The organism is Oceanospirillum multiglobuliferum (assembly GCF_900167095.1).
Lineage (GTDB): Bacteria > Pseudomonadota > Gammaproteobacteria > Pseudomonadales > Halomonadaceae > Oceanospirillum > Oceanospirillum multiglobuliferum.
This window is the reverse complement of sequence record NZ_FUXG01000003.1, coordinates 82,997-107,346: the sequence shown is the minus strand read 5'-3', so window position 1 is coordinate 107,346 and position 24,350 is coordinate 82,997. Positions and strand designations below refer to the sequence as shown.

Here is a 24,350-nt window from a genome sequence, read left to right as displayed (position 1 = left end):
CCTCAAACAAACGGAAGCATTGTTATGTCGCGGATTAATCGCTCTATCGACTTTATGGCGAAACGCAAAATCGCCGGAATGCTGTCCATTATTCTAGTGACATTGTCACTGGTTTCATTGGCAGTGAACCAGTTAAAACTGGGTTTAGACTTCACAGGCGGCACCTTGGTTGAGGTAGCCTTTGAAAAAGCACCTGAGCTGAACCTATTGCGCAATCAATTAGAAAGCGCTGGCTTCAGTGATGTTACGGTACAAAGCTTCGGTACCGACCGAGATGTACTGGTGCGTTTAGGTCAAGGCTTCTCACCGACAGTCGGTGACGATGTACTACAAGCCATTCGCCAAAATACCGAATCAGGTGTTGAACTGAAACGGGCAGAGTTTGTGGGTGCGCAGGTTGGTGAAGAACTACGAGACCAAGGTGGCATAGGCATGTTATTAGCGTTAGCGCTGGTAATGTTGTATGTGGCATTTCGTTTTCAGTTCAAATTCTCTGTGGCTTCTGTTGTGGCGTTAGCTCATGACGTGATTATTATGCTGGGGATGTTTTCTATCTTTCAGCTGGATTTCGATCTAACTGTATTAGCTGCTGTGCTGGCGGTAATCGGCTACTCACTTAACGATACCATCGTGGTATTCGACCGTGTACGTGAGAACTTTCGTCGTTTACGCACAGGTGATGCCATTGAGATTGTTAACGTATCACTGAACCAAACGCTAGGCCGTACTTTGATCACCTCGTTAACCACTATATTAGTGCTATTGGCGCTATTTTTCTTTGGTGGCGAGCTGATTCATAACTTTGCAGTGGCGTTATTGGTGGGCGTGATTGTGGGAACCTACTCCTCTATCTATGTGGCGGCGAATATTTTACTGCTGATGAAGATTGACCGTGAAGATCTGATGCTACCTGAAAAAGAGGGCGAAGTGATGGATGATCGCCCTTAAGCGTTTTGAGCAACTCAAACCAAGCTCAACGATAAAATCAAGGCAATAAAAAACGCCCCAGCCAATGAATTGGCTGGGGCGTTGGCTTTCGTAGAGAGAGAAAGCGAAAACTAAGTTATAAAACTAACTTACAATATGCGATTTTTGAGTAGATCTTATTCGAATTCTGTTTCGCAAGATTACTGATAGTTCTTCGCAATCTGCAATACAATTTTATACATTTTTGGATTAGCCAAAATAAGGTTGCCATCTTGCGGCAGATTTGGGCTACCGTCAATTGCACCAATTAACGCGCCACTTTCTTTAGCAAACAATGCTGCGATACGCATTTCGTTTTCATCAACGCCATAAACAACACTTGCATCAGTGAAGCCAGCGGTTGTGCTTAATAAATCCAATAAGTTACAGCCAGAATTGTGCAGGCTTTCAGCGACCTGACCAATCTGTTGGGTTAGACCCATAAATAGCGCAAAGTTGCGACCACGAGTTTCTAGTGAAGGCAGCGGCAATGCATATTTGCCCGCTTCGATAGCGCGTTGGTTGCTAACACGGACACGGCGACCGTTTAGCTGTGCGCTACGGCCACGAGAGGCGGTATATTCATCACCCGTAAAAGGGTTTAGTACGATGACGTGCTCGATTTTACCTTTGATTTCGCAGCTGATAGACAGTGCCGCCATTGGTAATGAACGAGAAAGATTGTCCCACCCATGGGCAGCTTGTACTGTCCAAACGATATCCTTGCCTTCGCCTTTACCTGGAATCTGACGCTGGTACTGGCTTTTAAAGCTATGCTCTGGATGAGCACGAGTCAGTTGCTTAATAACATACTCTTCCACAGAGCGCGCTGTTTCTTCCAGCAGTTGCTGAACTGTATTTTCTTTACGAGCGATGTCTAAACGCTCATTAATGCGCTGAAAGTTTTGCACAGCACTACGCGCAGTACGTAGCGCCAATTGAACCATTGGATGCATGCGAATACCGTATAGGTGAAACATTGTTAAAGAACGAAGGGGCGCGATAATACCAGAAAAACCTCTAAAATCGAGTGTTTTTATAGTCAATTCGATACCAAGAGGCGCTTTCTGCTTTTTTTGTTACAATCTAGTTTTGTATTTGATCAAGTCTAATTGCAAGCATATAAGGCGCAATTACTTGATCAAACAGTATTTTTTCTTCAGGTCGATGAAAAGGCGCAATCATGCTTCAGCAGATCCGTATCGTTTTAGTGAACACCACGCATCCCGGCAATATAGGTGCCACTGCCCGAGCAATGAAAAACATGGGCTTGGCTGAACTGGTGCTGGTTGCGCCCAAACACTTTCCGAATGAAGAAGCCAATGCCAGAAGTTCAAGAGCCGACGACATTTTGGAGCGAGCCATTGTTGTCGACACATTAGAACAAGCTTTAGCTGATTGTCAGCTGGTTGTCGGCACAAGCGCCCGTCAACGCAATATGCCTTGGCCTTTAATCAGCCCACGCCAAATGGCTGGTCAGGTGTTTTCAGATATAGCCAAGGCCAATCAGGCTCCAGATACTCAAACTCCTACAATGAAAGCCGCTGTGGTTTTTGGCCGAGAAGACCGCGGCCTAACTAATGAGGAATTGGCGCTATGCCACTATCATGTGCATATACCAACAGATGAGCATTTTAGCTCACTCAATGTGGCGGCAGCCGTACAAGTATTGGCTTATGAACTACGAGTCGCCTATTTAGACTCTAGCCAACAGGTTGCACCTGCGTGGCAGGAAGACTGGGACAATCCTTGGGCTAGTGGTGAAGATGTTGAGCGTTTTTATCAACATTTAGAACAAACGTTAATTGAAATCGGCTTCCACGACCCCAACAATCCTCGTTTATTGATGACTCGCTTACGCCGCTTATATCAACGAACTCGTTTAGATCAAGTAGAAGTGAATATTCTGCGTGGTATTTTGTCCACAACGCAAAAAGCTGCAAGAGGGCAAAAAGAGAGCAATTGAAACGCTCCACCTTAAAAGTTGAGTGATGCTATCTGTGAATTATTTCGACTATACTTGACCAAAATGGTAGGTGTTAGCATAATGCTTGTTTATTGTTGAGTATTTGAGTGGGGATATCACCATGCGGCTGACTACCAAAGGGCGTTATGCAGTGACGGCAATGCTAGACTTGGCTTTACACGCCACTGATGGGCCTGTGAGTTTGGCTGATATTTCTAAGCGTCAGGAAATTTCGCTCTCTTATTTGGAGCAGCTGTTCGCTAAACTACGCCGTAACGAATTAGTCAGTAGTGTGCGTGGCCCAGGCGGTGGTTATCAATTAAGTCGTGAGAGCGATGATATTTTTGTCGCCCAAGTCATTGATGCAGTCAATGAGTCTGTTGATGCCACTCGTTGTAAAGGCTTAGGCGACTGCCAAGATGGTCGTGAATGCCTGACTCATCATTTATGGTGTCAACTAAGCGAACAGATACATGCCTTTTTGAGTGGCATTAGTTTAGGTCAGCTGGTACGTCAGCATGAAGAGGCTGCACGAGCAGCATGTGGCTTGAAATCAGATCAAAAGATTCAAGTAGCGCTGATGTAAAAAAAAGATCATCTGCTCACTCAAAGCCAGACGATGTCTGGCTTTGTTGTCTCTATCTTATATATCAACATTATAAAAAATTATCATGAAAACAATCTATCTTGATTATGCCGCCACAACACCTGTTGACCCGGCTGTTGCTGAAAAGATGATGGGCTACCTTACGCAAGACGGCTGCTTTGCGAATCCAGCCTCTCGCGCCCATATGTTAGGCTGGTTTGCAGAACAAGCCGTTGAAGAATCTCGCTTACAGATTGCAAAGCTATTGAATTGTGATGCCCGTGAGCTAGTCTGGACATCAGGAGCAACTGAGTCTAACAACCTAGCCTTGAAAGGCGTTGCGGAAACACGTCGCACCCGAGGCCGCCACATCATCACCTCAACTATTGAGCACAAAGCAGTTCTGGACACTTGTGCTTGGTTAGAGGATCAAGGTTTTGAGGTGAGCTACCTAAAACCAAATGCTAAAGGTGTTATCTCTGTAGAGCAGGTTGCACAAGCACTACGCCCTGATACCATTTTAGCCTCTTTTATGCTGATCAATAACGAACTGGGTAGCATCAATGATATAGCTAGCATTGGTGCACTATTACGCGATAAAGCGGTCTTATTCCATGTTGATGCCGCGCAGGCCGCAGGTAAAGTGCCAATTGACTTAAAAACACTTTCTGTTGATTTGATGTCATTTAGTGGTCACAAGGCTTATGGCCCTAAGGGTATCGGGGCACTTTATGTGCGTCGCGACCCTGATTTAAAAGTATTGGCTCAAATACATGGCGGCGGTCATGAACGCGGTATGCGTTCAGGTACTTTACCTACTCACCAGATTGTTGGCATGGCCTCCGCGCTCACCTTGGCAGGTGAGCGTATGGCAGAAGACTTTGCACACTTAAAAAGTCTTCGCAGTCAATTTTGGCAAGGCTTATCTGCCTTAGAGCAAGTCAGTATCAATGGTGATTTTGAGCAGGGTTACCCCGGCATTCTTAACTTGTGTTTTAGTGGAGTTGATGGCGAAGCGCTACTAATGGCGATTAAAGAGGTTGCCGTCTCAACAGGCTCCGCCTGCAACTCTGCCAGCGTTGATCCATCTTATGTCTTAAGCGGGATAGGCTTAAGCCGAGAAAAAGCTTTAAGCTCACTACGTTTTAGTTTTGGGCGTTTTACAACGCCAGAAGAGATCGAGCAAGTGATTGAAATTGTTGTACGTGCAGTTAATGCATTACGCAACTGATTCGCACTTATATTGAAATAGAATTGAAAATCAATGAGGGCATTGTGATGTCAGTGACAATTACAGCTACAGCAGCTGCCCATGTGCAGAAATGCTTGCAAGAGCGTGGTAAAGGCGAAGGCTTAAGATTGAATATTAAGCCCAGTGGTTGCTCCGGCTTTTCCTATGTATTGGACTTTGCCGATGACATTGGCAGTGAGGACATCGTCTTTGAGCAACACAATGTCAAAGTCATAGTTGCACCAGAAGCAATGGATGTTTTAGCAGGCACAGAAGTCGATTTTGTAACCAAGGGCTTGAACAGTTTTTTCCGCTTTAACAACCCCAATGTCAAAGATGAATGTGGTTGTGGGGAAAGCTTCAACGTCTAAGCCGAGATTAGAGTTGTGCCGCTAATATTGCGCTAATTGAGTTAGCACCAAAAAACAAGCTTTTTTGCTTTGAATAGCGTCTGATGCATACTAATTTAGCCTTAATCTGCGTATACTTCGCGGGTTTTTGAATTTAAACATTGTTTTTTTAATTGTGATTATATTGGGGATATTCCAATGGCGGTAGAACGCACTCTTTCTATTATCAAACCAGATGCAGTGGCTAAAAATGTAGTTGGCCAGATCATTGCTCGTTTTGAGAATGCAGGTCTGCAAGTTGTAGCAGCAAAAATGATCCAGCTGTCTCAAGCACAAGCTGAAGGCTTCTATGCTGAGCACAAAGAACGTCCTTTCTTTAAAGATCTAGTTGCGTTCATGACTTCAGGCCCAGTTGTAGTTCAAACTCTGGAAGGTGAAAACGCAATTATGCAGAACCGTGATCTAATGGGTGCAACTAACCCTAAAGAAGCGGCTGAAGGTACGATCCGTCGTGACTTCGCAGAATCTATCGATGCTAACGCAGTACATGGTTCTGACTCTGCAACCTCTGCTGAGCGCGAAATTGCTTACTTCTTCAGTGCTGAAGAGATCTGCCCACGCGGTTAATCTTTTCTGAAGACTGTTTTGCTTTAATTTGTGTGAATTAGCGCATTTAAAAGTAAGACTCAAACAGCCACCTTGTGTGGCTGTTTGCGGTTACTGATTAGAGAGCAATTAGAACCGCCTCCTTGCCGTTATTTTTTTCAGGTTGCACGCACCAATGTCTACTCAGTCAACAGAAACCTCGCCAGTCACATCAAGCACTCAAAGCAAAGTCAATTTGCTAGGTTTGACAGCTCCGCAAATGGATGCTTTTTTTGAATCCCTTGGCGAAAAACGTTTCCGTACTTCGCAAGTGATGAAGTGGATACACCACTATGGTGTGGATAACTTCGACGAGATGACTAATCTGAGCAAAGTATTGCGCGTCAAACTACATGAAATGGCCGAAGTACGCGGCCCTGAAATTGTCTACCAAGATTTCTCTGACGATGGTACTCGCAAATGGGTGCTACGGGTCGATGGTGGCAGTTGTATCGAAACTGTTTTGATCCCAATGGACGAAAAACGTCGTACATTATGCGTATCATCACAAGTAGGTTGCTCATTAGATTGCAGCTTTTGCTCAACGGGCAAACAAGGTTTTCAGCGTAATCTAACCCCTGCCGAGATCATCGGCCAAGTATGGGTTGCTCAACGCTCTTTTGGCCCACGCACAGATACTACTAAGCGTCCAGTCACCAATGTGGTGATGATGGGGATGGGCGAGCCACTGATGAACTTTGAACCTGTAATGTCTGCAATGCGTTTAATGCTGGATGATTTTGGTTACGGTTTGTCTAAACGTCGTGTCACATTAAGCACTTCAGGGGTTGTGCCTGCCATTGAAAAAATGACAGGACAAATCGACGTTGCACTGGCAATCTCGCTACACGCTCCAAATGATGAACTACGTAATGAGTTAGTGCCAATCAATCGTAAATACCCAATCAAGATGTTATTAGAGGCTTGCAACCGCTACCTTGATACCTTGGGTGATAACCGCTCAATCACTATTGAGTATACTTTGATTGCAGGTGTTAACGACCAACCTCAGCATGCTGCACAACTTGCCAAGGTGTTGCGTACACTTGATTGCAAAATCAACCTAATTCCATTTAATCCATTCCCAAATAACGATTACCAACGCCCAAGCCGTAACGCTATTGTGCGCTTTCAAACAGCCATGATTGACGCAGGTTATGTGGTCACTGTACGTAGCACTCGTGGGGATGATATTGACGCTGCTTGCGGACAGCTTGTTGGTCAAGTGATGGATAAAACCCGTCGTAGCGCCCGTTATACAGAATTATTGCCTTTTGTTGATGTCACAGATGCAAGTGATAGCGCAGCGGAGTAAGATCTAATTGATCACAGCCAACAACACTGTACAACACGAGCTGACTATCGACTGCTTAAAATATTAAACAGGAGCAATAGATGAAAATAAGCCGCAGAAGCACCTTTGGCCGATTAATGGCTGTAGGATCTGTACTGTGGCTATTATCAGCCTGCACAGCACAGCCTGTGAATACAGTGCCTAGTGATCAGGCGCTCAATAAAAGCGCTATCTCTTATACACAGCTGGGCTTTGCCTATTTAGAGCGTAATAATAGCGAGCGCGCAAAGCGTGCGATGATTAAAGCGCTCTCTCTGCAACCTGACTTTGCTGATGCGCTGCATGGCATGGCTTTAATTTATCAGCAAGAAGGTGAGTACAAACTTGCTGAAAAGCATTTTCGGCAAGCGCTATCTGAATCGCCAGAGTTTTCAACTGCACGTAATAACTTTGCAGCCTTTCTATACAGCCAACAACGCTATGATGAAGCCTGCAAACAACTTGAGCTAACCGTAGCAGATACACTTTATTTTAACCGCCAACAAGCATTTGAAAATTTAGGCTTATGTGAAGTACAGCGCCAACACCTACCAGCCGCCGAAACCGCATTTAAAAAAGCCTTACAGCTGAATAGTAAGTCTGAAAAAGCCATGTTAGAGCTGGCTGACATTTATCGGCAACAGAATCACCCCTTAGATGCATGGCGTTACCTACAAAAACATTTTGAATTTGCCAAACCCACTGAACGGAGTTTAAGGTTAGGTATTTTTTTAGCGGATAGCCTAGGTAAAAAGGCTGACAAAAGCCGCTGGCTAGCTGAGTTAGCTAATCTCAAACAATAACGATAGTAAGGATTTTTAATCATATGACTGACATCGTTGCTAAACCAGAAGAGGCGTCGTCCAACATGACTACATCAGACGTATCTTCAACAGAGCAAACAATATTAAATATAGGTGAGTCCCTAAAACACGCCCGTGAAAAAGCCAAGCTTAGTACCACAGATGTTGCTGACAAACTGAACTGGAAGCCTAGTGTGGTCGTTCAGATTGAAGCTAATGACTTTTCGGCTTTGCCAGGGCCTACGTTTATTCGTGGTTATCTAAGGGCTTACGGAAAATTAGTAGCCCTTGACCCTGAAGCGTTAATCGAGGGCTATAACCAATGCGCCGGAGAACTGGAGAAACCAGAAAAGCGCTTCAAGCCAGTAGACACAATAAAACCGCAGCGTAACTTGTCAGACCCACTAATTAAGTACACCACACTGATTATTGTCGCCGCATTAATCGCCCTATCGGTGATTTGGTGGCAGAGTCGAAACGGCGCAGAAACATTAAGTCTAACGAAGAATGAAACGGTTGAGATCGAAACTTCTAACGGCGAGACCATTATTGCCAAGATGGATTTAAGTGGAGCTGAAGACACCGAATCTACAGCTTCAGTTGAGACAGAAGTGTCACCAGCACCCTCAGAAGAAGCCCCAGAGGATGAAGCTATTGACGAGGCAAATTTGATTGATGATAACTCAGCAGATGAGACTCCCCCCACAATACAAGCAGCCAGTGAAGATACTGATGTAAGCGAGCCTGAACCAGAAGCTCACGTACTGGCACCAGGCGAAGAAAAAATTCTGATTACCTTTAGCCAAGAATGTTGGGTTGAAATGACAGATGCTCGTGGAATTAAACTGATCGCTAATCTGAAAAAGGCTGGAGAGCAATCATTAGCTTCTGGTGTAGCCCCCTTCAAACTGATGATTGGCAATGCTCAAGGCGCTGAAGTGACCTATGGGGACAAAATTATCGACCTGAAGCCATATACCAATCGAAATGGTATTGCACGCCTGACATTAGGTCAGTAATCTGCTCGCGTTAAAATCGAGTAACCGCTGAGACATATTGAAAGAGAGAGCACTGTGCACTTTGAATCTCCGATAAAACGCCGCAAGTCCCGTCAAATTATGGTTGGCAATGTGGCTGTGGGCGGTGATGCGCCCATCTCTGTACAAAGTATGACCAATACTGACACTTGTGACGTGCAGGCGACCGTTGGTCAAATTTTACAGTTACAAGATGTCGGGGCTGATATTGTGCGAGTTTCAGTGCCGTCGATGGAAGCAGCGGAAGCCTTTGGCAAAATCAAACAACAAGTCAATATCCCTCTGGTGGCTGATATTCACTTTGACTACCGCATTGCATTGCGTGTTGCAGAGCTTGGGGTTGATTGTTTGCGCATCAACCCCGGTAATATTGGCAACGAGGCGCGTATTCGCAGTGTGGTGGATGCTGCCCGTCACCATAACATTCCGATTCGTATCGGGGTGAATGCAGGCTCTCTCGAAAAAGATTTGCAGAAGAAATATGGCGAACCAACGCCTGATGCGCTGGTGGAATCCGCCATGCGCCATATCGACATCCTAGATCGTTTGAACTTCCCTGATTTCAAACTCAGCTTAAAAGCCTCAGATGTCTTTATGACAGTAGCCGCCTATCGTAAAATTGCGGATCAAATTGAACAGCCTTTACATTTGGGTATTACCGAAGCGGGTGGTCTGCGCTCAGGCACAGTGAAGTCCTCTGTTGGCCTAGGTATGCTGCTGATGGACGGTATTGGTGATACCATTCGTGTTTCACTGGCCGCTGATCCAGTTGAAGAAATTCGTGTGGGTTTTGATATTTTAAAAAGTTTGAAACTGCGCAGTAAAGGCATCAACTTTATCGCTTGCCCAAGCTGTTCAAGACAGAATTTTGACGTCATCGGTGTAATGAACGAACTGGAAAGTCGCCTTGACGATGTGCGAACCCCTCTAGATGTTGCAGTGATTGGCTGCGTGGTGAATGGCCCAGGTGAAGCAAAAGAGGTGTCGGTTGGCCTAACAGGAGGCTCGCCTAACCTAATTTATATTGATGGCACACCTTCACAAAAGCTGGGTAACGATAACCTAGCCGAAAATTTAGAACGCCTCATTCGTGAGCAGTTGCACAAAAAAGAACAAGCAGAAGCTCAGCTCATCGCCAAAAGCGGTGCTTGAAAACCTATGTAGTTTTCAGCTGTAGCGCATTGAAATCATTGAAAACGAGCCGTGATACTCACCGCTCGTTTTTTGTCATTTTCAAAGCACAAAATAACAGGTTGCAATGCGGGTTAAACCGCCCATATATCGAGCGGCCTGTCGAGAAAATGACCTCAACAAGACTATGACAAAATACGGGAAGTAGAAACTTGGCGAATAAAATCCAAGCCATCCGTGGCATGAACGACATCCTGCCGGAAGACAGTGCAATTTGGCAATATCTAGAAAACACCGTAGCGAATTTGCTAAAGCGTTATAGCTATAACGAAATTCGTATGCCGATTGTGGAGCAAACAGCTCTATTCAAACGCTCTATTGGTGAAGTCACAGATATTGTTGAAAAAGAGATGTACACCTTTGAGGATCGTAACGGCGATAGCCTAACTTTACGTCCAGAAGGTACAGCAGGTTGTGTACGCGCAGCAGAAGAGCATGGTTTGTTATACAACCAGATTCAGCGCCTGTGGTATTGCGGTCCAATGTTCCGCTATGAACGCCCACAGAAGGGTCGTTATCGCCAGTTCCACCAGATCGGTGTTGAAACTTTTGGTATGCAAGGACCTGACATTGATGCCGAACTAATTCTGCTCAGTGCTCGCCTGTGGAAAGAGCTGGGTATCTATGATGCCGTGACTTTAGAGCTGAACTCCTTAGGTTCATCTGAGGCACGAGCCGAATATCGTGATGCTTTAGTTGCCTTCTTGAGTGAGCGTAAAGACCAACTGGATGAAGACAGCCAGCGCCGCTTAACCAGCAATCCAATGCGGATTCTTGACAGTAAAAACCCTGAAACACAAAAGCTGTTAGATGGCGCGCCAGTATTTGCCGACTTTATAGATACAGAGTCTAAAACGCATTTTGAGCAACTCTGTGCCACCTTAGATGCCGCAGGCATCGCATATGTGTTAAACCCACGTTTAGTACGCGGCTTAGATTATTACGGCAAAACCGTTTTTGAGTGGACTACTCAAGCACTAGGCTCACAAGGTACGGTATGTGCCGGTGGCCGTTATGATGGTTTAGTTGAACAGCTTGGTGGTCGTGCAACACCTGCCGTAGGTTTTGCGATGGGCGTTGAACGCTTGATTTTGCTACTACAAACCTTAGAAGCGATACCGGCCAGCGTTAACGCACAACCTGATCTTTTTGTGGCCGCAGTTGACGCTCAGCACAGCTTATTACTAGGTGAACTACTGCGCGCTAACACCCAATATCGCACCTTAGTACATTGCGGTGGTGGCAGCTTTAAGAACCAGATCAAAAAAGCGGATAAAAGCGGCGCTAAAATTGCGTTGATTATTGGTGAGACTGAAGCTCAAAATCAGCAAGTTACAGTGAAGTTCCTACGTGACGAGCGTGAACAAACCGTTGTCGCACAGGCCGACTTGGTGGCATTTTTAGCCACAATCTTGGTATAGAAATGATTTTTAGCCCGTACTTTTAGAGCATAGGCCAGCAGGAGTAAAGATAAGTGTCTGAGTTAAGAACAGAAGAAGAACAGGTTGAACTGATCAAAAAATGGTGGGCTGAAAACGGTAAAACCGTCATTGTCGCACTGGTGCTTTCAATAGCCGCTATTCTAGGCTGGCAATGGTGGCAAAATCAGCAACAGGCCAAAGTAGAAGCGGCCTCAGAAGCCTATGAGCAGATGGTTGAACTCATGAGCAAACCTGAGCTAACTGATGAGCAGAAAGCCACTGCACAGCATTTATCTACACAGCTGCAAAGCGAACATGAAGGCACTTTGTATGCTAACTATGCCTCACTGTTTAAAGCTCGTTTACAACTAGAAGAGAAAAAGCCTGACGATGCGCTTGCCACCCTAAAAGCGGTGCAAGCAGCGGCTGTAAATGAAACCGTTTCTGAGGTTGCTGTATTACGCCAAGCTCAGATTCTGTGGCAGCAAGGCCAAAATGATCAAGCCTTAAGCCTACTAAACAACCTGAAAGCCAAGACTTACATGGGAGAAGTAGAAGAGTTAAAAGGTGACCTTTTAACTGAGCTTAAACAACCTAAAGAAGCCAAAGAAGCTTATCTAAAAGCGCGCGCTGTATTCATTAACTTAGGTATTCAACGCCCAGTAATTGATATGAAACTGGCCGATTTAGGTGGTGCCGGAGCGTGATCATGACTCAATGGTTTAAACAGTACCAAAGACCACTTAAATGCTTCGCTCTAGTAAGTGCGCTAAGTTTATCGGGGCTATTGGTGGGCTGTGGTAGTTTGCCAGAGCCTAAAGTTGCACCCAAATCACTGGTAGATTTCAAACAAAGTGTTGAGCTTAGCTTAACATGGCGTGATTTTGCCGCGAAGGGTGCAGGCGAGCAGGGTTATTTACTCACGCCTGTTATTGCAAACAACATTGTTTATGCCATTGACCGTGAAGGTAATTTAACTGCTTGGCAGCAAGCAGATGGTGAATTCTTGTGGGAAGCTGAACTTAAGCAAGACATCAGCTCTGGTCTTGCTTATGCAAATGAGCAGTTATTAGTAGGCACCCAAAATGGTGAGTTATTAGCACTGTCTGCCGCTGGTGGCGAGCTATTATGGCGCACTCGCTTGAGCACCGTGATCTTGGCAACACCACAGATCAATCCAGAACTAAAGCAGGTTGTGGTGCAAACAGCCGATGGCAAAGTCTCTGCCTTAGATCTCAGCACAGGCCGCTTGCAATGGAGCCTAGATGGTGAAGAAGGACTACTCACCTTACACGGCACTGCGGCACCTAAAGTAACACCAGCCTTAACGTTTACGGGTTTTGCCAGTGGCAAACTCGCAGCGATTGATAATCGTAATGGCCAGTTGGTCTGGGATGTTCGAGTAGCCATTCCATCGGGGCGTACCGACATTGAACGTTTGGTCGACGTTGATGGACAGCCGCTATTAACCAGTAAAGGCTTACTGGTTGTAACCAGCTTCCAAGGACGTGTGATGGCGCTAGACCCCAAAAGTGGTCGAGCACTATGGGAACGAAAAGACTCAAGCTTTAACCCTGCGGTAGAAGGTTATGGCAATCTACTTTATGTGGATGATGCTAGCCGAATTATCGCATTAGACAGCCGCTCCGGCGGTGTTTTATGGAATCAGGATGCACTGGAAGGACGCCGGCTAACGGCTCCAGTGATCTGGGGCGATGCATTGGCGGTAGCAGACTATGAAGGTTATATTCATCTGTTTGCGCTTACCGATGGTCACCCAATCGCTAGAATTCAAGCGGATACGAGCGGGATTGAACATCCGCTAACGGTGGCGAGCAACCAGCTTTTTGCAGTGGCTAATAATGGCCGTGTAATCGCTATAAAGCGCTAACCCGATTTCTGAGCAGGCTGAACGCAGCGCTCTTGATATGATTTGCCGATGTGAATCGGCCTGACAACTGAACTGAAGATATTTTAATGAATCCTGTTATTGCATTGGTTGGTCGCCCAAATGTGGGTAAATCAACGCTGTTTAATCGCTTAACCCGTAGCCGTGATGCCCTTGTGGCTGATTTCGCAGGCTTAACCCGTGACCGTAAATACGGCGAGGGTAAAGTGGGTGGCAAGCCTTATATTGTGATTGATACTGGCGGTATCAGTGGCGATGAGGCGGGTATTGATATGGCAATGGCGGAACAATCGCTATTGGCCATTGAAGAAGCCGATATTGTTTTATTTATGGTGGATGGTCGTGCAGGCTTAACTGCTGCCGACCAAATGATTGCGCAACACTTACGCACTCAAGGTAAAGATGCTTGGTTGATCGTCAACAAAACTGACGGCATCGACCCTGAGATGGCCGAAATTGATTTCTACGAAATGGGCATGGAACGCGCACCCATTTCAATTGCTGCGGCACATGGTCGTAACGTGACCAATATGATCCAGCATGTTCTGGAGCCTTTCCCAGAAGAGCAGGATGAGGAAGAACACAACCAGATCAAACAGAAAGGGATTCGTATCGGTATTATCGGTCGACCAAATGTAGGTAAATCTACATTGGTAAACCGCATTCTGGGCGAAGATCGCGTTGTGGTTTTTGACCAACCGGGCACAACTCGTGATGCTATTGCCATTCCGTTTGAACGTGATGGCAAAGAATACACTTTGATTGATACCGCAGGTATTCGTCGTCGTAAAAACATCACTGAAATTGCTGAAAAGTTCTCAATTATCAAAACCCTTGAAGCGGTACGTGAGTGTAACGTTGCGGTAATGGTGATTGATGCTCGTACGGGTATCGTTGAGCAAGATCTACACCTGTTGGACTTCGTGCTACAGAGCGGTCGAGCCTTAGTCGTTGCGGTTAATAAATGGGATGGTCTAGATATTGATGTGAAAAACAAAATCAAAGAAGACGTCGATCGTCGCTTAGGTTTTGTGGATTACGCAGATATGCATTTCATTTCTGCACTGCACGGCACAGGTGTTGGCCATCTGTATAAGTCAATCAACAGTGCTTATGACTCTGCTATGAGCCATTGGCAGACCAATCGCTTAACCACTATCTTAGAAGATGTGGTGCGTGAGCATCAGCCGCCTATCTCGAAAGGACGTCGAATTAAGCTACGTTATGCCCACCAAGGGGGTAAAAACCCACCCATCATCGTGGTACATGGTAGTCAGACCGAGGCTTTGCCGGATAGCTATAAGCGCTATCTGACCAACACATTCCGCAAGGTGTTGAAAGTGAAAGGTACGCCAATCCGTTTTGAATTCCGTTCAGGTGAAAACCCATTTGACCCGAACAAAACAGATGACCGCGACAAGGCAAAACAGCGCCAGTTGAAACTGACGAAAGAATCAAGAGATGAGCGCAAAAAACGCCGCAATTGATACGATTGATCTGAACCGAAAAACCCGCTACCTGCGGGTTTTTCGCTTTCTAATTTAGGCTCTCAGGTTAGAGCTGTGCCCAAAAGGCTTCAATCAGAGGATTCTTCAGCTTTTTCTGTAACACACAGACACCCACATCATAAGCCGGCAGAGTAGGCGTCACTGGCAACACCTTGACGCGATCGGCCAACGGGCTGTTTTCCAATACAATTTTAGGTACAACACCCACACCAAAACCTAAGCTCACCATACTTACAATAGCTTCATTACCTGCCACTTGAGCGTAAATATTGGGCTTGAGCGCCTTATTGCTGAACCAACGGTCAACCCGACTCCGTGCTAACCCTTGTTCCGACAAAATCATTGGCACCTCTGACCAATTGATCTCTTCGATGGGCTTATCCACATGGGGGGCTAAAACAGGATCATCCACAGGGGCGATAAACAGCAAGGGAGATAATCCAATCGATTTAAAGGCTAATGCAGAGGGTAAGCTATCGGGACGTGCCGCAATGGCAATATCTTCATCGCCATTGAGCACCCGATTAGGTGCAGGCGCGGGATCGCCCGTATGCAGTTTGATCTCAATTTTAGGGTAGCTACTTCTAAAGCGCCGCAAAATATCATGCAAAAAACTATAGCTGGCGGTCACTGAGCAATACATGCTCAGTTCACCTTGCAGCTCTTGCGCTTCTTCAAGCAACGCATTGCGAATCATATCCCAATGACTGAGTGCATCTCGGGCATAACGCTGAAATTTAACGCCCTCTCGGGTTAGGCTTACAGTGCGATTGTCCCTTTCGAAAAGTGCAACGCCAAGTGAATCTTCAAGCTGTTTAATACTTCGGCTAAGCGCAGAGGAGCTGATATGACACAGCTCACTGGCACGACCAAAATGTAGGGTTTCAGAGAGCACTAAAAAGTGCTTTAACAAGCGTGTGTCCATCGTAACTGTGCCAAATCAGTGAGTATTGCATTTTATGGGATATATTGTTGCATATATATCATTTTACGCAACGATAAGACTTGAGTATCTTTACCTCATCAAGTGCAGGCAAGGTTTTAGTGGATCGGCTTAACAGTGAACCACCCCTTCGCACTGAGGTGATCAAGGTGATAAATCACTGCCATTGAGCAGATAAAAAAATGCAAGAGCTAACCCCTCTTTGATCGCCACCCTAACAGATTTTTTGAAATTTAATTGTTAAGTCAAAGGCTTAACAACTCATTGATTAGGAAGAACATCATGCAAGTGTATTACGATAAAGACTGTAACCTGTCGATCATCCAAGGCAAAAAAGTTTCAATCATCGGCTACGGCTCACAAGGCCACGCTCACGCTTGCAACCTGAAAGATTCTGGCGTTGACGTAACCGTTGGTCTGCGTGCAGGTTCTTCTTCTCGCGCTAAAGCAGAAGCACATGGTCTGAAAGTGGCTGACGTTGCAGATGCAGTAGCACAAGCTGACTTGGTCATGATCCTGACTCCAGATGAGTTCCAAGGCAAACTGTACAAAGAAGAGATTGAGCCAAACATCAAGCAAGGCGCAACTTTAGCATTTGCTCACGGTTTCTCTATTCACTACAACCAAGTTGAGCCACGTGCTGACCTAGACGTGATCATGATCGCGCCTAAAGCACCAGGTCACACTGTACGTTCTGAGTTCGTAAAAGGCGGCGGTATCCCTGATCTGATCGCAATTTTCCGTGACGTTTCTGGTTCTGCTAAAGAAGTTGCACTGTCTTACGCGATGGGCGTAGGTGGCGGCCGTTCAGGTATCATCGAAACTACATTCAAAGATGAGACTGAGACTGACCTATTCGGTGAGCAGGCTGTACTTTGTGGTGGTGCTGTTGAGCTGGTTAAAATGGGCTTCGAAACCCTAACTGAAGCAGGTTATGCTCCAGAAATGGCTTACTTCGAGTGTCTACACGAGCTGAAACTGATTGTTGACCTGATGTACGAAGGCGGCATCGCCAACATGAACTACTCAATCTCTAACAACGCTGAGTACGGTGAATACGTTACTGGCCCAGAGGTGATCAATGAGCAGTCTCGTGCAGCAATGCGTAATGCTCTGAAGCGCATTCAAGATGGCGAATATGCGAAGATGTTCATCGCTGAAGGTCAAACTAACTATCCTTCAATGACTGCACGTCGTCGTAACAACGCGGCTCACCCAATCGAGCAGACAGGTGAGAAACTGCGCGCCATGATGCCTTGGATTGCAGCTAACCAGCTAGTAGACAAGACTAAGAACTAATCGTTTTGAGTTAGTTTGATTAATAAGAGGGCCAGCAAATGCTGGCCTTTTTTATGCCCGAAATAAATAGAAACAATTTCATTACAACAATAATCTCTTATATCAAACTTAATCATGCTTTATCACCTTCTTAGCCCGTAGTTTTATGATATATTCAGTGGGTAATAATGATGTAATTAAATGGCAGCTTGAGCATAGGGAACGCTTGTAACGCCAATAAACCCAACAGGTATTGAAATGATAAGAACTGTTCTCGTCGTAGATGACAGCCGCGTTTCTCGTATGATGCTCTCCCGCGCCATTATCACTATAGATACAGATTGGCAGGTAGTTGAAGCTGAAAATGGTCAGCAAGCCATTGAGATGGCCTTTGAGTATGCGCCCAATCTGATCATTATGGATATCAATATGCCAATCATGGATGGTTTTGAATCTGTTGAGCAATTGCGGCCAAAGTTGCCAGATACAACTATTGTCATGCTAAGCGCTAATGTGCAAACCTCAAGTAAACAGCGGGCAGAATCGCTGGGCGTGCATTTCTTGGCAAAACCCGTAACCCCTGCGGTTGCTGAACAGGCGTTGGCTATTTGGAGGCAAGAAAATGAAGGATCTCAGCGCGCTTGAGCTTGATGCCCTTGCAGAAATTTTTAATATCAGTGTAGGTCGCTCTGCTTCCGTTTTAAGTGAGCTAACGGGTGAATCAGTTACGATGAGTGTGCCGATGGTGCATATTCTTAGCCCTGAGCGAGTGATTGACCTATTCGGTATGGCGCACCAACGCTTAACCTGTATTAGTCAATATTTCACAGGCTCTTTTTCAGGGGAAGCGATGCTGATGTTCCCTGAGCAAAGCAGCCTAGAGGTTGTGCGTTTAATGCTGGGTAGCCAAGTACCGCTAGAGCAGCTATCTGAAATCGAACAAGATGCACTAAGCGAAATTGGTAATATTATTCTTAATGCTTGCTTTGCTGCCATTGCGGATATGCTGCAAGATGACTTTTCTTGTCAACTACCAGAGCTTACAGTTGCAGAAGTGTATGAAATATTACACCGTGGTCAAAATGGCCACAGTGTGCTTTTCATCCAAATTCAACTTGGCTTAGAGCAACGTGATTTAGAAGGCTATTTAGCCTTTTTAATGGGTAGTGAATCAGAGCTAATGCTACAAAAAGCGCTGTCTGTGTTTCTAACTGGAGTACAAGGTTAAGTCATGCTGCTATTTGAACAGGCGCTGAATAAACTTCAATCTGGAGTTATGATTCTTGACTCTGAGCTCAACGTAATCTTTGTTAACCACTGGTTGGTTGAGTCATTTACTCAAGTTTCAGTAGTTCAAGGGAGCGTGTTAACTGAGCTACTACCTGAGCTTTCTAGCCAGCGCATCTATACCTGTATTCGACAAGCATTAGATCGAGGCTTACCCGCTGTACTATCGCCTGCACTTAATCGAACGCCTTTGCCTTTATACTCAAAAGGTAAAACCGATGCAGAGCCATTTGCACAAATGATTCGTATACAGCCGATCAAACACGATAATAAGAGCTATTGCATGCTTGAAGTGCAAGATGTTAGCACCATGATGCACCGTGAACGTTTGCTGAATCAACAAGCTAAAAAGTTGAATCAGATGGCACTGACGGACGAGTTAACAGGCGTTGCAAATCGACGTTGTTTTAATAGCCTATTAGAACATGCGATTGCTGAAGCAACGCGACAGAGCTCTGCACTAAGCTTACTGTTTTTCGATATCGACTGTTTCAAACTTTACAATGATCACCTAGGGCACCAAGCAGGTGACTATTGCCTATCTAAAATTACTCGCGTCTTAAGTGAACATATAAAGCTGACACAAGGCATTGATCGTGCGGCTAGCTTGGCACGCTATGGCGGCGAAGAGTTCTGTATTATTCTTCCAAATATCGCACCAGATGATGCTGTGGCTTTTGCCGAGAGTTTTCGCCACGTGATCGAAACCATTGGCTTACCGCACCCAGCAAGCCCCGTCAGCTCAGTGGTTACAGCAAGCTTTGGTATTTCGGGTTTTAAGGCAGGTAAATCTGATACATTTACCAGTATTGTATTAAAGGCTGACAACGCGTTGTATCGTGCTAAAGCCTCTGGGCGTAACCAAGTGGTGTTGGCCAATAAAGAGTAGGCCAACGCCTGTTTTGCGTCGGTGAATCTGGTATTCAATTTAACGACAAAATCTGACGGATTTTGTCGATTAACACCTCTTCATTCAACGGCTTGCTGAAAGTGGCAACTGCACCCAAACGCTCTGCTGTTCGTAGATAATCTTGTCCACTGACTCGTCCACCGCCAGAGATATTGATCACCGGAATATTAGGGTGCTGTTGACGTAACTCCATCAGCAGTTCAATACCTTCTTTCTCAGGCATAACAATATCACTGATAATTAACTGTACAGGGTTGTCGAGTTGTTTAAGTGCCCGTGATACCGCAATATCTGCTCCATGCTCTGCTTCAGTAACCTCAAAGCCTGCCATTTTCAATGCCATACTTAGTGCAAAACGCACCAGCTCGTCGTCATCAATCAATAAAATATGTGGCATATTTGGCTCTCCTAAACAAGTGTTGGAAATCACGCTAACACAATGACTTATCAGTCGAATATAAATAATTATACGACTAAATATATGTCGTTAGTATAACGCTGTTCTGTCTATTTGAATGGCCTCTACTGCAAATTAAACCCTTGATAATTTCTTGCCACCTTAAAACCCCGTCTATACTCAGGCTGAAACAGAGCAATTTCTGACTGTACCGCTCTGTTATTAAAGCCACCAAACAATATCGTGGGGGCATGAGTATGATGAGGTCTAGGGCAAGTCAACGCATGGCGTTGCTAACGCTGCTCCTGTTGGGAGCCAACAACGTGGCACACAGTGCTTGGCAACTCAATATGCCAGAGGGGGTCACCCAGATCAGTGCCTCGGTATATGAGCTACATATGATCATCTTCTGGATCTGCGTTGTCATTGGCTGTGTTGTTTTTGGGGTGATGTTTTGGTCAATTTTTCACCACCGAAAATCTAAAGGCGCCAAACCCGCCAGTTTCCATGAAAGCACAACCGTTGAACTGATTTGGACAATAGTACCCGTGCTGATTCTGATCGGAATGGCCGTACCTGCAACCGCCACCTTAAGGCAGATGTACGACACAACAGCATCAGACGTCGACATACAGGTGACAGGTTATCAATGGAAATGGCGTTACCGTTATCTGAACGAAAACATCGACTTTTTCAGCACACTCACCACCCCTACCGAACAGATTCATAATCAAGCGGATAAATCAGAGCATTATCTACTGGAGGTGGATAACCCGTTGGTACTGCCCGTAGGTAAAAAAATCCGCTTTTTAACGACCTCCAATGATGTGATTCACTCTTGGTGGGTGCCTGACTTTGCAGTAAAAAAAGACGCCATCCCCGGCTTTATCAATGAAGCTTGGACACGTATCGACACCCCCGGCACCTATCGCGGCCAGTGTGCAGAATTGTGCGGTAAGGATCATGGTTTTATGCCGATTGTGGTCGTAGCTTTGGCCGATACTGACTACCAAACCTGGGTAACAGAACAGCAACAAGCCGCACTGAGCAAACAAGCGGCTGCGGAGAGAACTTGGACGCTAGCAGAGTTAATGCAGCAAGGCGAACAGGTTTACAACACCGCCTGTGCCGCCTGCCACCAAGCCAATGGCATGGGGATTCCCGGTGCTTTTCCTGCACTTAAAGGCAGCTTAATTGCCACTCAAGATCAAGCCGCGCATCTCGACATTGTGTTATTTGGCAAGTCCGGTACAGCGATGGCCGCCTATGGGACTCAGTTTGATGCGGTGGATTTGGCTTCGGTGATCACCTACGAGCGTAACGCTTGGGGCAACGACACAGGCGATATTGTGACCCCTCAAGAGATCAAACAACGCCTGCAAGCGGGTCAATAAGGAGCTAAGAAGATGAGTCATTCTAGCGCACAGGCATCGGCTCATAGCGAACATGAGCATGGTCAACCTGCAAAAGGCTTAACCCGTTGGCTTTACACCACCAACCACAAAGACATTGGCACGCTGTATCTTTGGTTCAGCTTTGCTATGTTTCTGACTGGCGGTTGCATGGCCTTGGTGATCAGAAGCGAGTTATTTCAGCCGGGACTACAGTTGGTTCAGCCTGAGTTTTTTAACCAAATGACCACGCTACATGGTTTGATTATGGTCTTTGGTGCGGTGATGCCCGCGTTTGTGGGACTGGCGAACTGGATGATTCCTCTGATGGTAGGCGCACCTGATATGGCGCTACCGCGCATGAATAATCTTAGTTTTTGGATTTTGCCATTTGCCTTCGCCATGCTGCTATCAACCCTGCTAATGGAGGGGGGCGGTCCTAATTTTGGTTGGACTTTCTACGCGCCTTTATCAACTACCTATGCACCGCCCAGCGTGACCTTCTTTATTTTCTCCGTGCATATGATGGGGATTAGCTCAATTATGGGCGCCATTAATGTGGTGGCGACCACTCTGAATATGCGCGCACCCGGCATGACCATGATGAAAATGCCGCTCTTTGTTTGGACTTGGTTGATTACGGCTTTTTTGCTGATCGCTGTAATGCCCGTACTGGCAGGCGTAATCACCATGATGTTGATGGATATTCATTTCGGCACCAGTTTTTTTAATGCTGGAGGTGGTGGTGATCCGGTGTTGTTCCAGCATCTCTTTTGGTTCTTTGGACACCCCGAAGTGTACATCATGATCTTGCCTGCTTTTGGCATCATCTCGCATATTGTGCCCACCTTTAGCCGTAAGCGGCTTTTTGGCTACGCTTCAATGGTCTATGCCACAGCTTCTATTGCGTTTCTCTCGTTCATTGTTTGGGCTCACCATATGTTCACGGTGGGTTTGCCGTTGGCGGGCGAGCTGTTTTTTATGTACTCCACCATGCTGATTGCCGTACCAACGGGGGTTAAAGTCTTCAATTGGATCAGTACCATGTTCAGAGGGTCGCTCAGTTTTGAAACCCCTATGCTGTTTGCCATCGGTTTTATTGTGTTGTTCACCATTGGTGGCTTTTCAGGACTGATGCTGGCTATTGCCCCCGCAGATTTTCAATACCATGACACCTATTTCGTCGTGGCACACTTTCATTATGTGCTAGTGCCGGGTGCGATCTTCTCCATTATTGCAGGGGCTTATTACTGGCTGCCCAAATGGACAGGGCATATGGTGGATGAACGTTTAGGTCGCTGGCATTTTTGGTTATCCATTATTGGTGTGAACCTGACCTTTTTCCCCATGCACTTTTTGGGCTTAGCCGGTATGCCGCGCCGTATTCCTGATTACGCCTTGCAGTTTGCTGACTTCAATATGATCGCCAGTATCGGCGGTTTTCTCTTCGGTTTCAGCCAGCTGTTGTTTCTGTATATCGTGATCAAGTGCATCCGCAGTACCGACCAAGCGCCTGACAAACCTTGGGAGGGTGCAGAGGGCTTAGAGTGGCAGGTGCCTTCACCTGCGCCGTATCACACATTTAGCACACCGCCAAAAGTGGATTGATCCCTTTTGGCAACAGGCGTCAGGGGTACTTGACGCATAGGCGGAGGTTACGATGAAACCTAATCCAACACCCGCACAAGGCCGTGAACAAGATAAAAAACAAGCCAATCAGCGAACGTTAAGACGCCTATTATTGGCCTCTGTGGCGATGTTTGCCTTTGGCTTTTTACTGGTGCCCTTGTATGACGTGTTTTGTCAGATTACGGGGTTGAATGGTAAAACGGGGGGAGCGGTATCTGAACATCAAGGGGCGCAGGTCGATGCAACCCGTTGGGTTACGGTGCAGTTTCTTACCAATACCAATGCCGATATGCCTTGGCTGTTTGAACCGTTACAGCATAAAGTCAAAGTACACCCCGGCGAGATCACCAAAGTGAGCTTCAGCGTGCTTAACCCCGCCCTTAAGCCTATGACGGCACAGGCGGTGCCCAGCGTAAGCCCCTCTGAAGGCGCTGAATATCTGTTGAAAACACAATGTTTCTGTTTTGAGCAGCAAACCCTAGCCGCAGGGGCGCATCAAGAGATGACCTTGCTGTTCAGGGTTGACCCCAACCTACCCCCACATATTCACACTTTAACATTGGCCTACACCCTATTTGATATCAGCGAAACTCATGCCATCGGCCAGATGGCTCAAGTGGGTATTAATGGAGGTTTATCATATGAGTAGCTCATCAACCGCACCGGCCAACCCTCTCTATTTTGTGCCTGCACAAAGCCATTGGCCGATCATCACTGCCATTGGTTTATTTTTGCTGATGTTTGGTGGCGGGCATTTGATCAACCATCCTGATGGTCTGCTGAAGTGGTCAGGGCTATTGGGCTTTTTAGTGATCATCTGGATCTTCTTTGGTTGGTTTGGCGCAGTGGTCAAAGAGAGTTTGTCGGGGCTTTATAGCCCGCAGATGGACCGTTCTTTTCGCTGGGGAATGCGCTGGTTTATCTTTTCTGAGGTGATGTTTTTTGCCGCCTTTTTTGGCGCCCTATTCTATATTCGACAGTTGTCTATTCCTTGGTTAGGGGGCGATGGCGCACATCAGATGACACAAATTTTGCTCTGGCCGGATTTTGTCGCCCATTGGCCGTTAATAAACCCTCCTGATGAGCAAGCTTTTGCTGGCCCCAAGGCGGTGATTGACCCTTGGCATCTGCCCTTGGTGAATACGGTGTTGCTGTTGACCTCTAGTATTACGTTGACCCTTGCCCACCATGCGTTGAAAAAAGGCCATCGCGCTCAGTTAGCCTCGTGGTTGGCCATCACCATCGGCTTAGGGGTGCTTTTTTTAGTGATCCAAGCAGAAGAGTATATCGAAGCTTATACACTGCTTGATTTGACACTGAACTCGGGGGTTTATGGCAGCACCTTTTTTATTCTCACAGGTTTTCATGGTCTGCATGTCACCTTAGGGGGCATTATTTTGCTGGTGATGCTGATACGGATTATCAAAGGCCATTTCACCATGCAGCACCATTTTGGCTTTGAAGCAGCGGCATGGTACTGGCACTTTGTCGATGTGGTTTGGTTGGGGTTGTTTCTCTTTGTTTACGTACTTTAAGTTTAAACAGGGGGCGCATAAGCCCCTGTTGATC

The 24,350-nt window shown here is 46.1% G+C and carries 25 protein-coding genes; 22 read left to right on the top strand and 3 right to left on the bottom strand.

All coding sequences use genetic code 11. The features are described from left to right. The first annotated feature begins 24 nt into the window (after positions 1 to 24). Positions 25 to 948 (top strand): protein translocase subunit SecF, encoded by a 924-nt coding sequence (gene secF / locus B5D26_RS03110; RefSeq protein WP_078744232.1) that lies wholly within the window; start codon positions 25 to 27, stop codon positions 946 to 948. 179 nt (positions 949 to 1,127) lie between these two features. Here the strand turns inward: secF and B5D26_RS03105 are convergent, their stop codons facing one another. Then, entirely contained in the window at positions 1,128 to 2,012 is an 885-nt protein-coding gene (locus B5D26_RS03105) for an inositol monophosphatase family protein (protein ID WP_139776593.1), read from the bottom strand. A 137-nt stretch (positions 2,013 to 2,149) separates the two neighbouring features. Between B5D26_RS03105 and trmJ the strand changes: the two genes are divergently transcribed. From trmJ to der, 13 genes are all read left to right on the top strand, one after another. After that, positions 2,150 to 2,932 (top strand): tRNA (cytosine(32)/uridine(32)-2'-O)-methyltransferase TrmJ, encoded by a 783-nt coding sequence (gene trmJ / locus B5D26_RS03100; protein WP_078744230.1) that lies wholly within the window; start codon positions 2,150 to 2,152, stop codon positions 2,930 to 2,932. Between the two features lie 121 nt (positions 2,933 to 3,053). Then, positions 3,054 to 3,518, top strand: a complete 465-nt coding sequence (gene iscR, locus B5D26_RS03095; RefSeq protein ID WP_078744229.1) for a Fe-S cluster assembly transcriptional regulator IscR — start codon at positions 3,054 to 3,056, stop codon at positions 3,516 to 3,518. An 85-nt stretch (positions 3,519 to 3,603) separates the two neighbouring features. Then, positions 3,604 to 4,749, top strand: coding sequence for an IscS subfamily cysteine desulfurase (locus B5D26_RS03090; protein ID WP_200810608.1), 1,146 nt, complete (start codon positions 3,604 to 3,606; stop codon positions 4,747 to 4,749). A gap of 44 nt (positions 4,750 to 4,793) precedes the next feature. Further along, positions 4,794 to 5,120, top strand: coding sequence for a HesB/IscA family protein (locus B5D26_RS03085; RefSeq protein WP_139776594.1), 327 nt, complete (start codon positions 4,794 to 4,796; stop codon positions 5,118 to 5,120). A 177-nt stretch (positions 5,121 to 5,297) separates the two neighbouring features. After that, positions 5,298 to 5,726 (top strand): nucleoside-diphosphate kinase, encoded by a 429-nt coding sequence (gene ndk / locus B5D26_RS03080; RefSeq protein WP_078744226.1) that lies wholly within the window; start codon positions 5,298 to 5,300, stop codon positions 5,724 to 5,726. 154 nt (positions 5,727 to 5,880) lie between these two features. After that, positions 5,881 to 7,059 (top strand): dual-specificity RNA methyltransferase RlmN, encoded by a 1,179-nt coding sequence (gene rlmN, locus B5D26_RS03075; RefSeq protein WP_078744225.1) that lies wholly within the window; start codon positions 5,881 to 5,883, stop codon positions 7,057 to 7,059. A gap of 80 nt (positions 7,060 to 7,139) precedes the next feature. Then, positions 7,140 to 7,880 carry a type IV pilus biogenesis/stability protein PilW gene (gene pilW / locus B5D26_RS03070; RefSeq protein ID WP_078744224.1) on the top strand — a complete coding sequence of 247 codons (741 nt, stop codon included), beginning with the start codon at positions 7,140 to 7,142 and terminating at the stop codon, positions 7,878 to 7,880. Between the two features lie 23 nt (positions 7,881 to 7,903). Beyond that, positions 7,904 to 8,899, top strand: a complete 996-nt coding sequence (locus B5D26_RS03065; RefSeq protein WP_078744223.1) for a RodZ domain-containing protein — start codon at positions 7,904 to 7,906, stop codon at positions 8,897 to 8,899. Positions 8,900 to 8,953: 54 nt separating this feature from the next. Further along, positions 8,954 to 10,069, top strand: coding sequence for a flavodoxin-dependent (E)-4-hydroxy-3-methylbut-2-enyl-diphosphate synthase (gene ispG, locus B5D26_RS03060; RefSeq protein ID WP_078744222.1), 1,116 nt, complete (start codon positions 8,954 to 8,956; stop codon positions 10,067 to 10,069). A 191-nt stretch (positions 10,070 to 10,260) separates the two neighbouring features. Continuing rightward, entirely contained in the window at positions 10,261 to 11,529 is a 1,269-nt protein-coding gene (hisS, locus tag B5D26_RS03055) for a histidine--tRNA ligase (RefSeq protein ID WP_169917389.1), read from the top strand. 53 nt (positions 11,530 to 11,582) lie between these two features. Next, positions 11,583 to 12,236 (top strand): YfgM family protein, encoded by a 654-nt coding sequence (locus B5D26_RS03050; RefSeq protein WP_078744220.1) that lies wholly within the window; start codon positions 11,583 to 11,585, stop codon positions 12,234 to 12,236. A gap of 2 nt (positions 12,237 to 12,238) precedes the next feature. Continuing rightward, positions 12,239 to 13,420, top strand: coding sequence for an outer membrane protein assembly factor BamB (gene bamB / locus B5D26_RS03045; protein ID WP_078744219.1), 1,182 nt, complete (start codon positions 12,239 to 12,241; stop codon positions 13,418 to 13,420). 86 nt (positions 13,421 to 13,506) lie between these two features. Continuing rightward, positions 13,507 to 14,925, top strand: coding sequence for a ribosome biogenesis GTPase Der (gene der / locus B5D26_RS03040; RefSeq protein WP_078744218.1), 1,419 nt, complete (start codon positions 13,507 to 13,509; stop codon positions 14,923 to 14,925). Positions 14,926 to 14,992: 67 nt separating this feature from the next. Here the strand turns inward: der and ilvY are convergent, their stop codons facing one another. Continuing rightward, entirely contained in the window at positions 14,993 to 15,871 is an 879-nt protein-coding gene (ilvY, locus tag B5D26_RS03035) for an HTH-type transcriptional activator IlvY (RefSeq protein ID WP_078744217.1), read from the bottom strand. Between the two features lie 300 nt (positions 15,872 to 16,171). Here ilvY and ilvC point away from each other — a divergent pair, with 300 nt between their 5' ends. The 4 genes from ilvC to B5D26_RS03015 all read left to right on the top strand — a co-directional run bounded on the left by ilvC (position 16,172) and on the right by B5D26_RS03015 (position 19,343). Then, entirely contained in the window at positions 16,172 to 17,188 is a 1,017-nt protein-coding gene (gene ilvC, locus B5D26_RS03030) for a ketol-acid reductoisomerase (RefSeq protein ID WP_078744216.1), read from the top strand. A 237-nt stretch (positions 17,189 to 17,425) separates the two neighbouring features. After that, positions 17,426 to 17,812: a response regulator gene (locus B5D26_RS03025; protein WP_078744215.1), complete on the top strand. Its 387-nt coding sequence runs from the start codon at positions 17,426 to 17,428 to the stop codon at positions 17,810 to 17,812. Further along, complete coding sequence (locus tag B5D26_RS03020; RefSeq protein WP_078744214.1) at positions 17,790 to 18,395, top strand: chemotaxis protein CheX; 606 nt, start codon at positions 17,790 to 17,792, stop codon at positions 18,393 to 18,395. Before B5D26_RS03025 ends, B5D26_RS03020 begins: the two co-directional genes overlap by 23 nt. A gap of 3 nt (positions 18,396 to 18,398) precedes the next feature. Further along, on the top strand, positions 18,399 to 19,343 hold the full coding sequence (locus B5D26_RS03015; protein WP_078744213.1) for a sensor domain-containing diguanylate cyclase: 945 nt from the start codon (positions 18,399 to 18,401) through the stop codon (positions 19,341 to 19,343). A gap of 34 nt (positions 19,344 to 19,377) precedes the next feature. Here the strand turns inward: B5D26_RS03015 and B5D26_RS03010 are convergent, their stop codons facing one another. Next, positions 19,378 to 19,761 carry a response regulator gene (locus B5D26_RS03010; protein ID WP_078744212.1) on the bottom strand — a complete coding sequence of 128 codons (384 nt, stop codon included), beginning with the start codon at positions 19,759 to 19,761 and terminating at the stop codon, positions 19,378 to 19,380. A 260-nt stretch (positions 19,762 to 20,021) separates the two neighbouring features. Here B5D26_RS03010 and coxB point away from each other — a divergent pair, with 260 nt between their 5' ends. From coxB to B5D26_RS02990, 4 genes are read left to right on the top strand one after another with little or no spacing between them, the layout of a single operon-like run. Continuing rightward, positions 20,022 to 21,155 (top strand): cytochrome c oxidase subunit II, encoded by a 1,134-nt coding sequence (gene coxB / locus B5D26_RS03005; RefSeq protein ID WP_078744364.1) that lies wholly within the window; start codon positions 20,022 to 20,024, stop codon positions 21,153 to 21,155. Positions 21,156 to 21,167: 12 nt separating this feature from the next. Next, positions 21,168 to 22,760, top strand: coding sequence for a cytochrome c oxidase subunit I (ctaD, locus tag B5D26_RS03000; RefSeq protein ID WP_078744211.1), 1,593 nt, complete (start codon positions 21,168 to 21,170; stop codon positions 22,758 to 22,760). A 52-nt stretch (positions 22,761 to 22,812) separates the two neighbouring features. Next, on the top strand, positions 22,813 to 23,430 hold the full coding sequence (locus B5D26_RS02995; RefSeq protein WP_078744210.1) for a cytochrome c oxidase assembly protein: 618 nt from the start codon (positions 22,813 to 22,815) through the stop codon (positions 23,428 to 23,430). Then, a complete protein-coding gene (locus B5D26_RS02990) occupies positions 23,423 to 24,316 on the top strand; it encodes a cytochrome c oxidase subunit 3 (RefSeq protein ID WP_078744209.1) in 894 nt (297 codons plus the stop codon). The genes B5D26_RS02995 and B5D26_RS02990 overlap by 8 nt, the downstream gene beginning before the upstream one ends. The last annotated feature ends 34 nt before the right edge of the window (positions 24,317 to 24,350 follow it).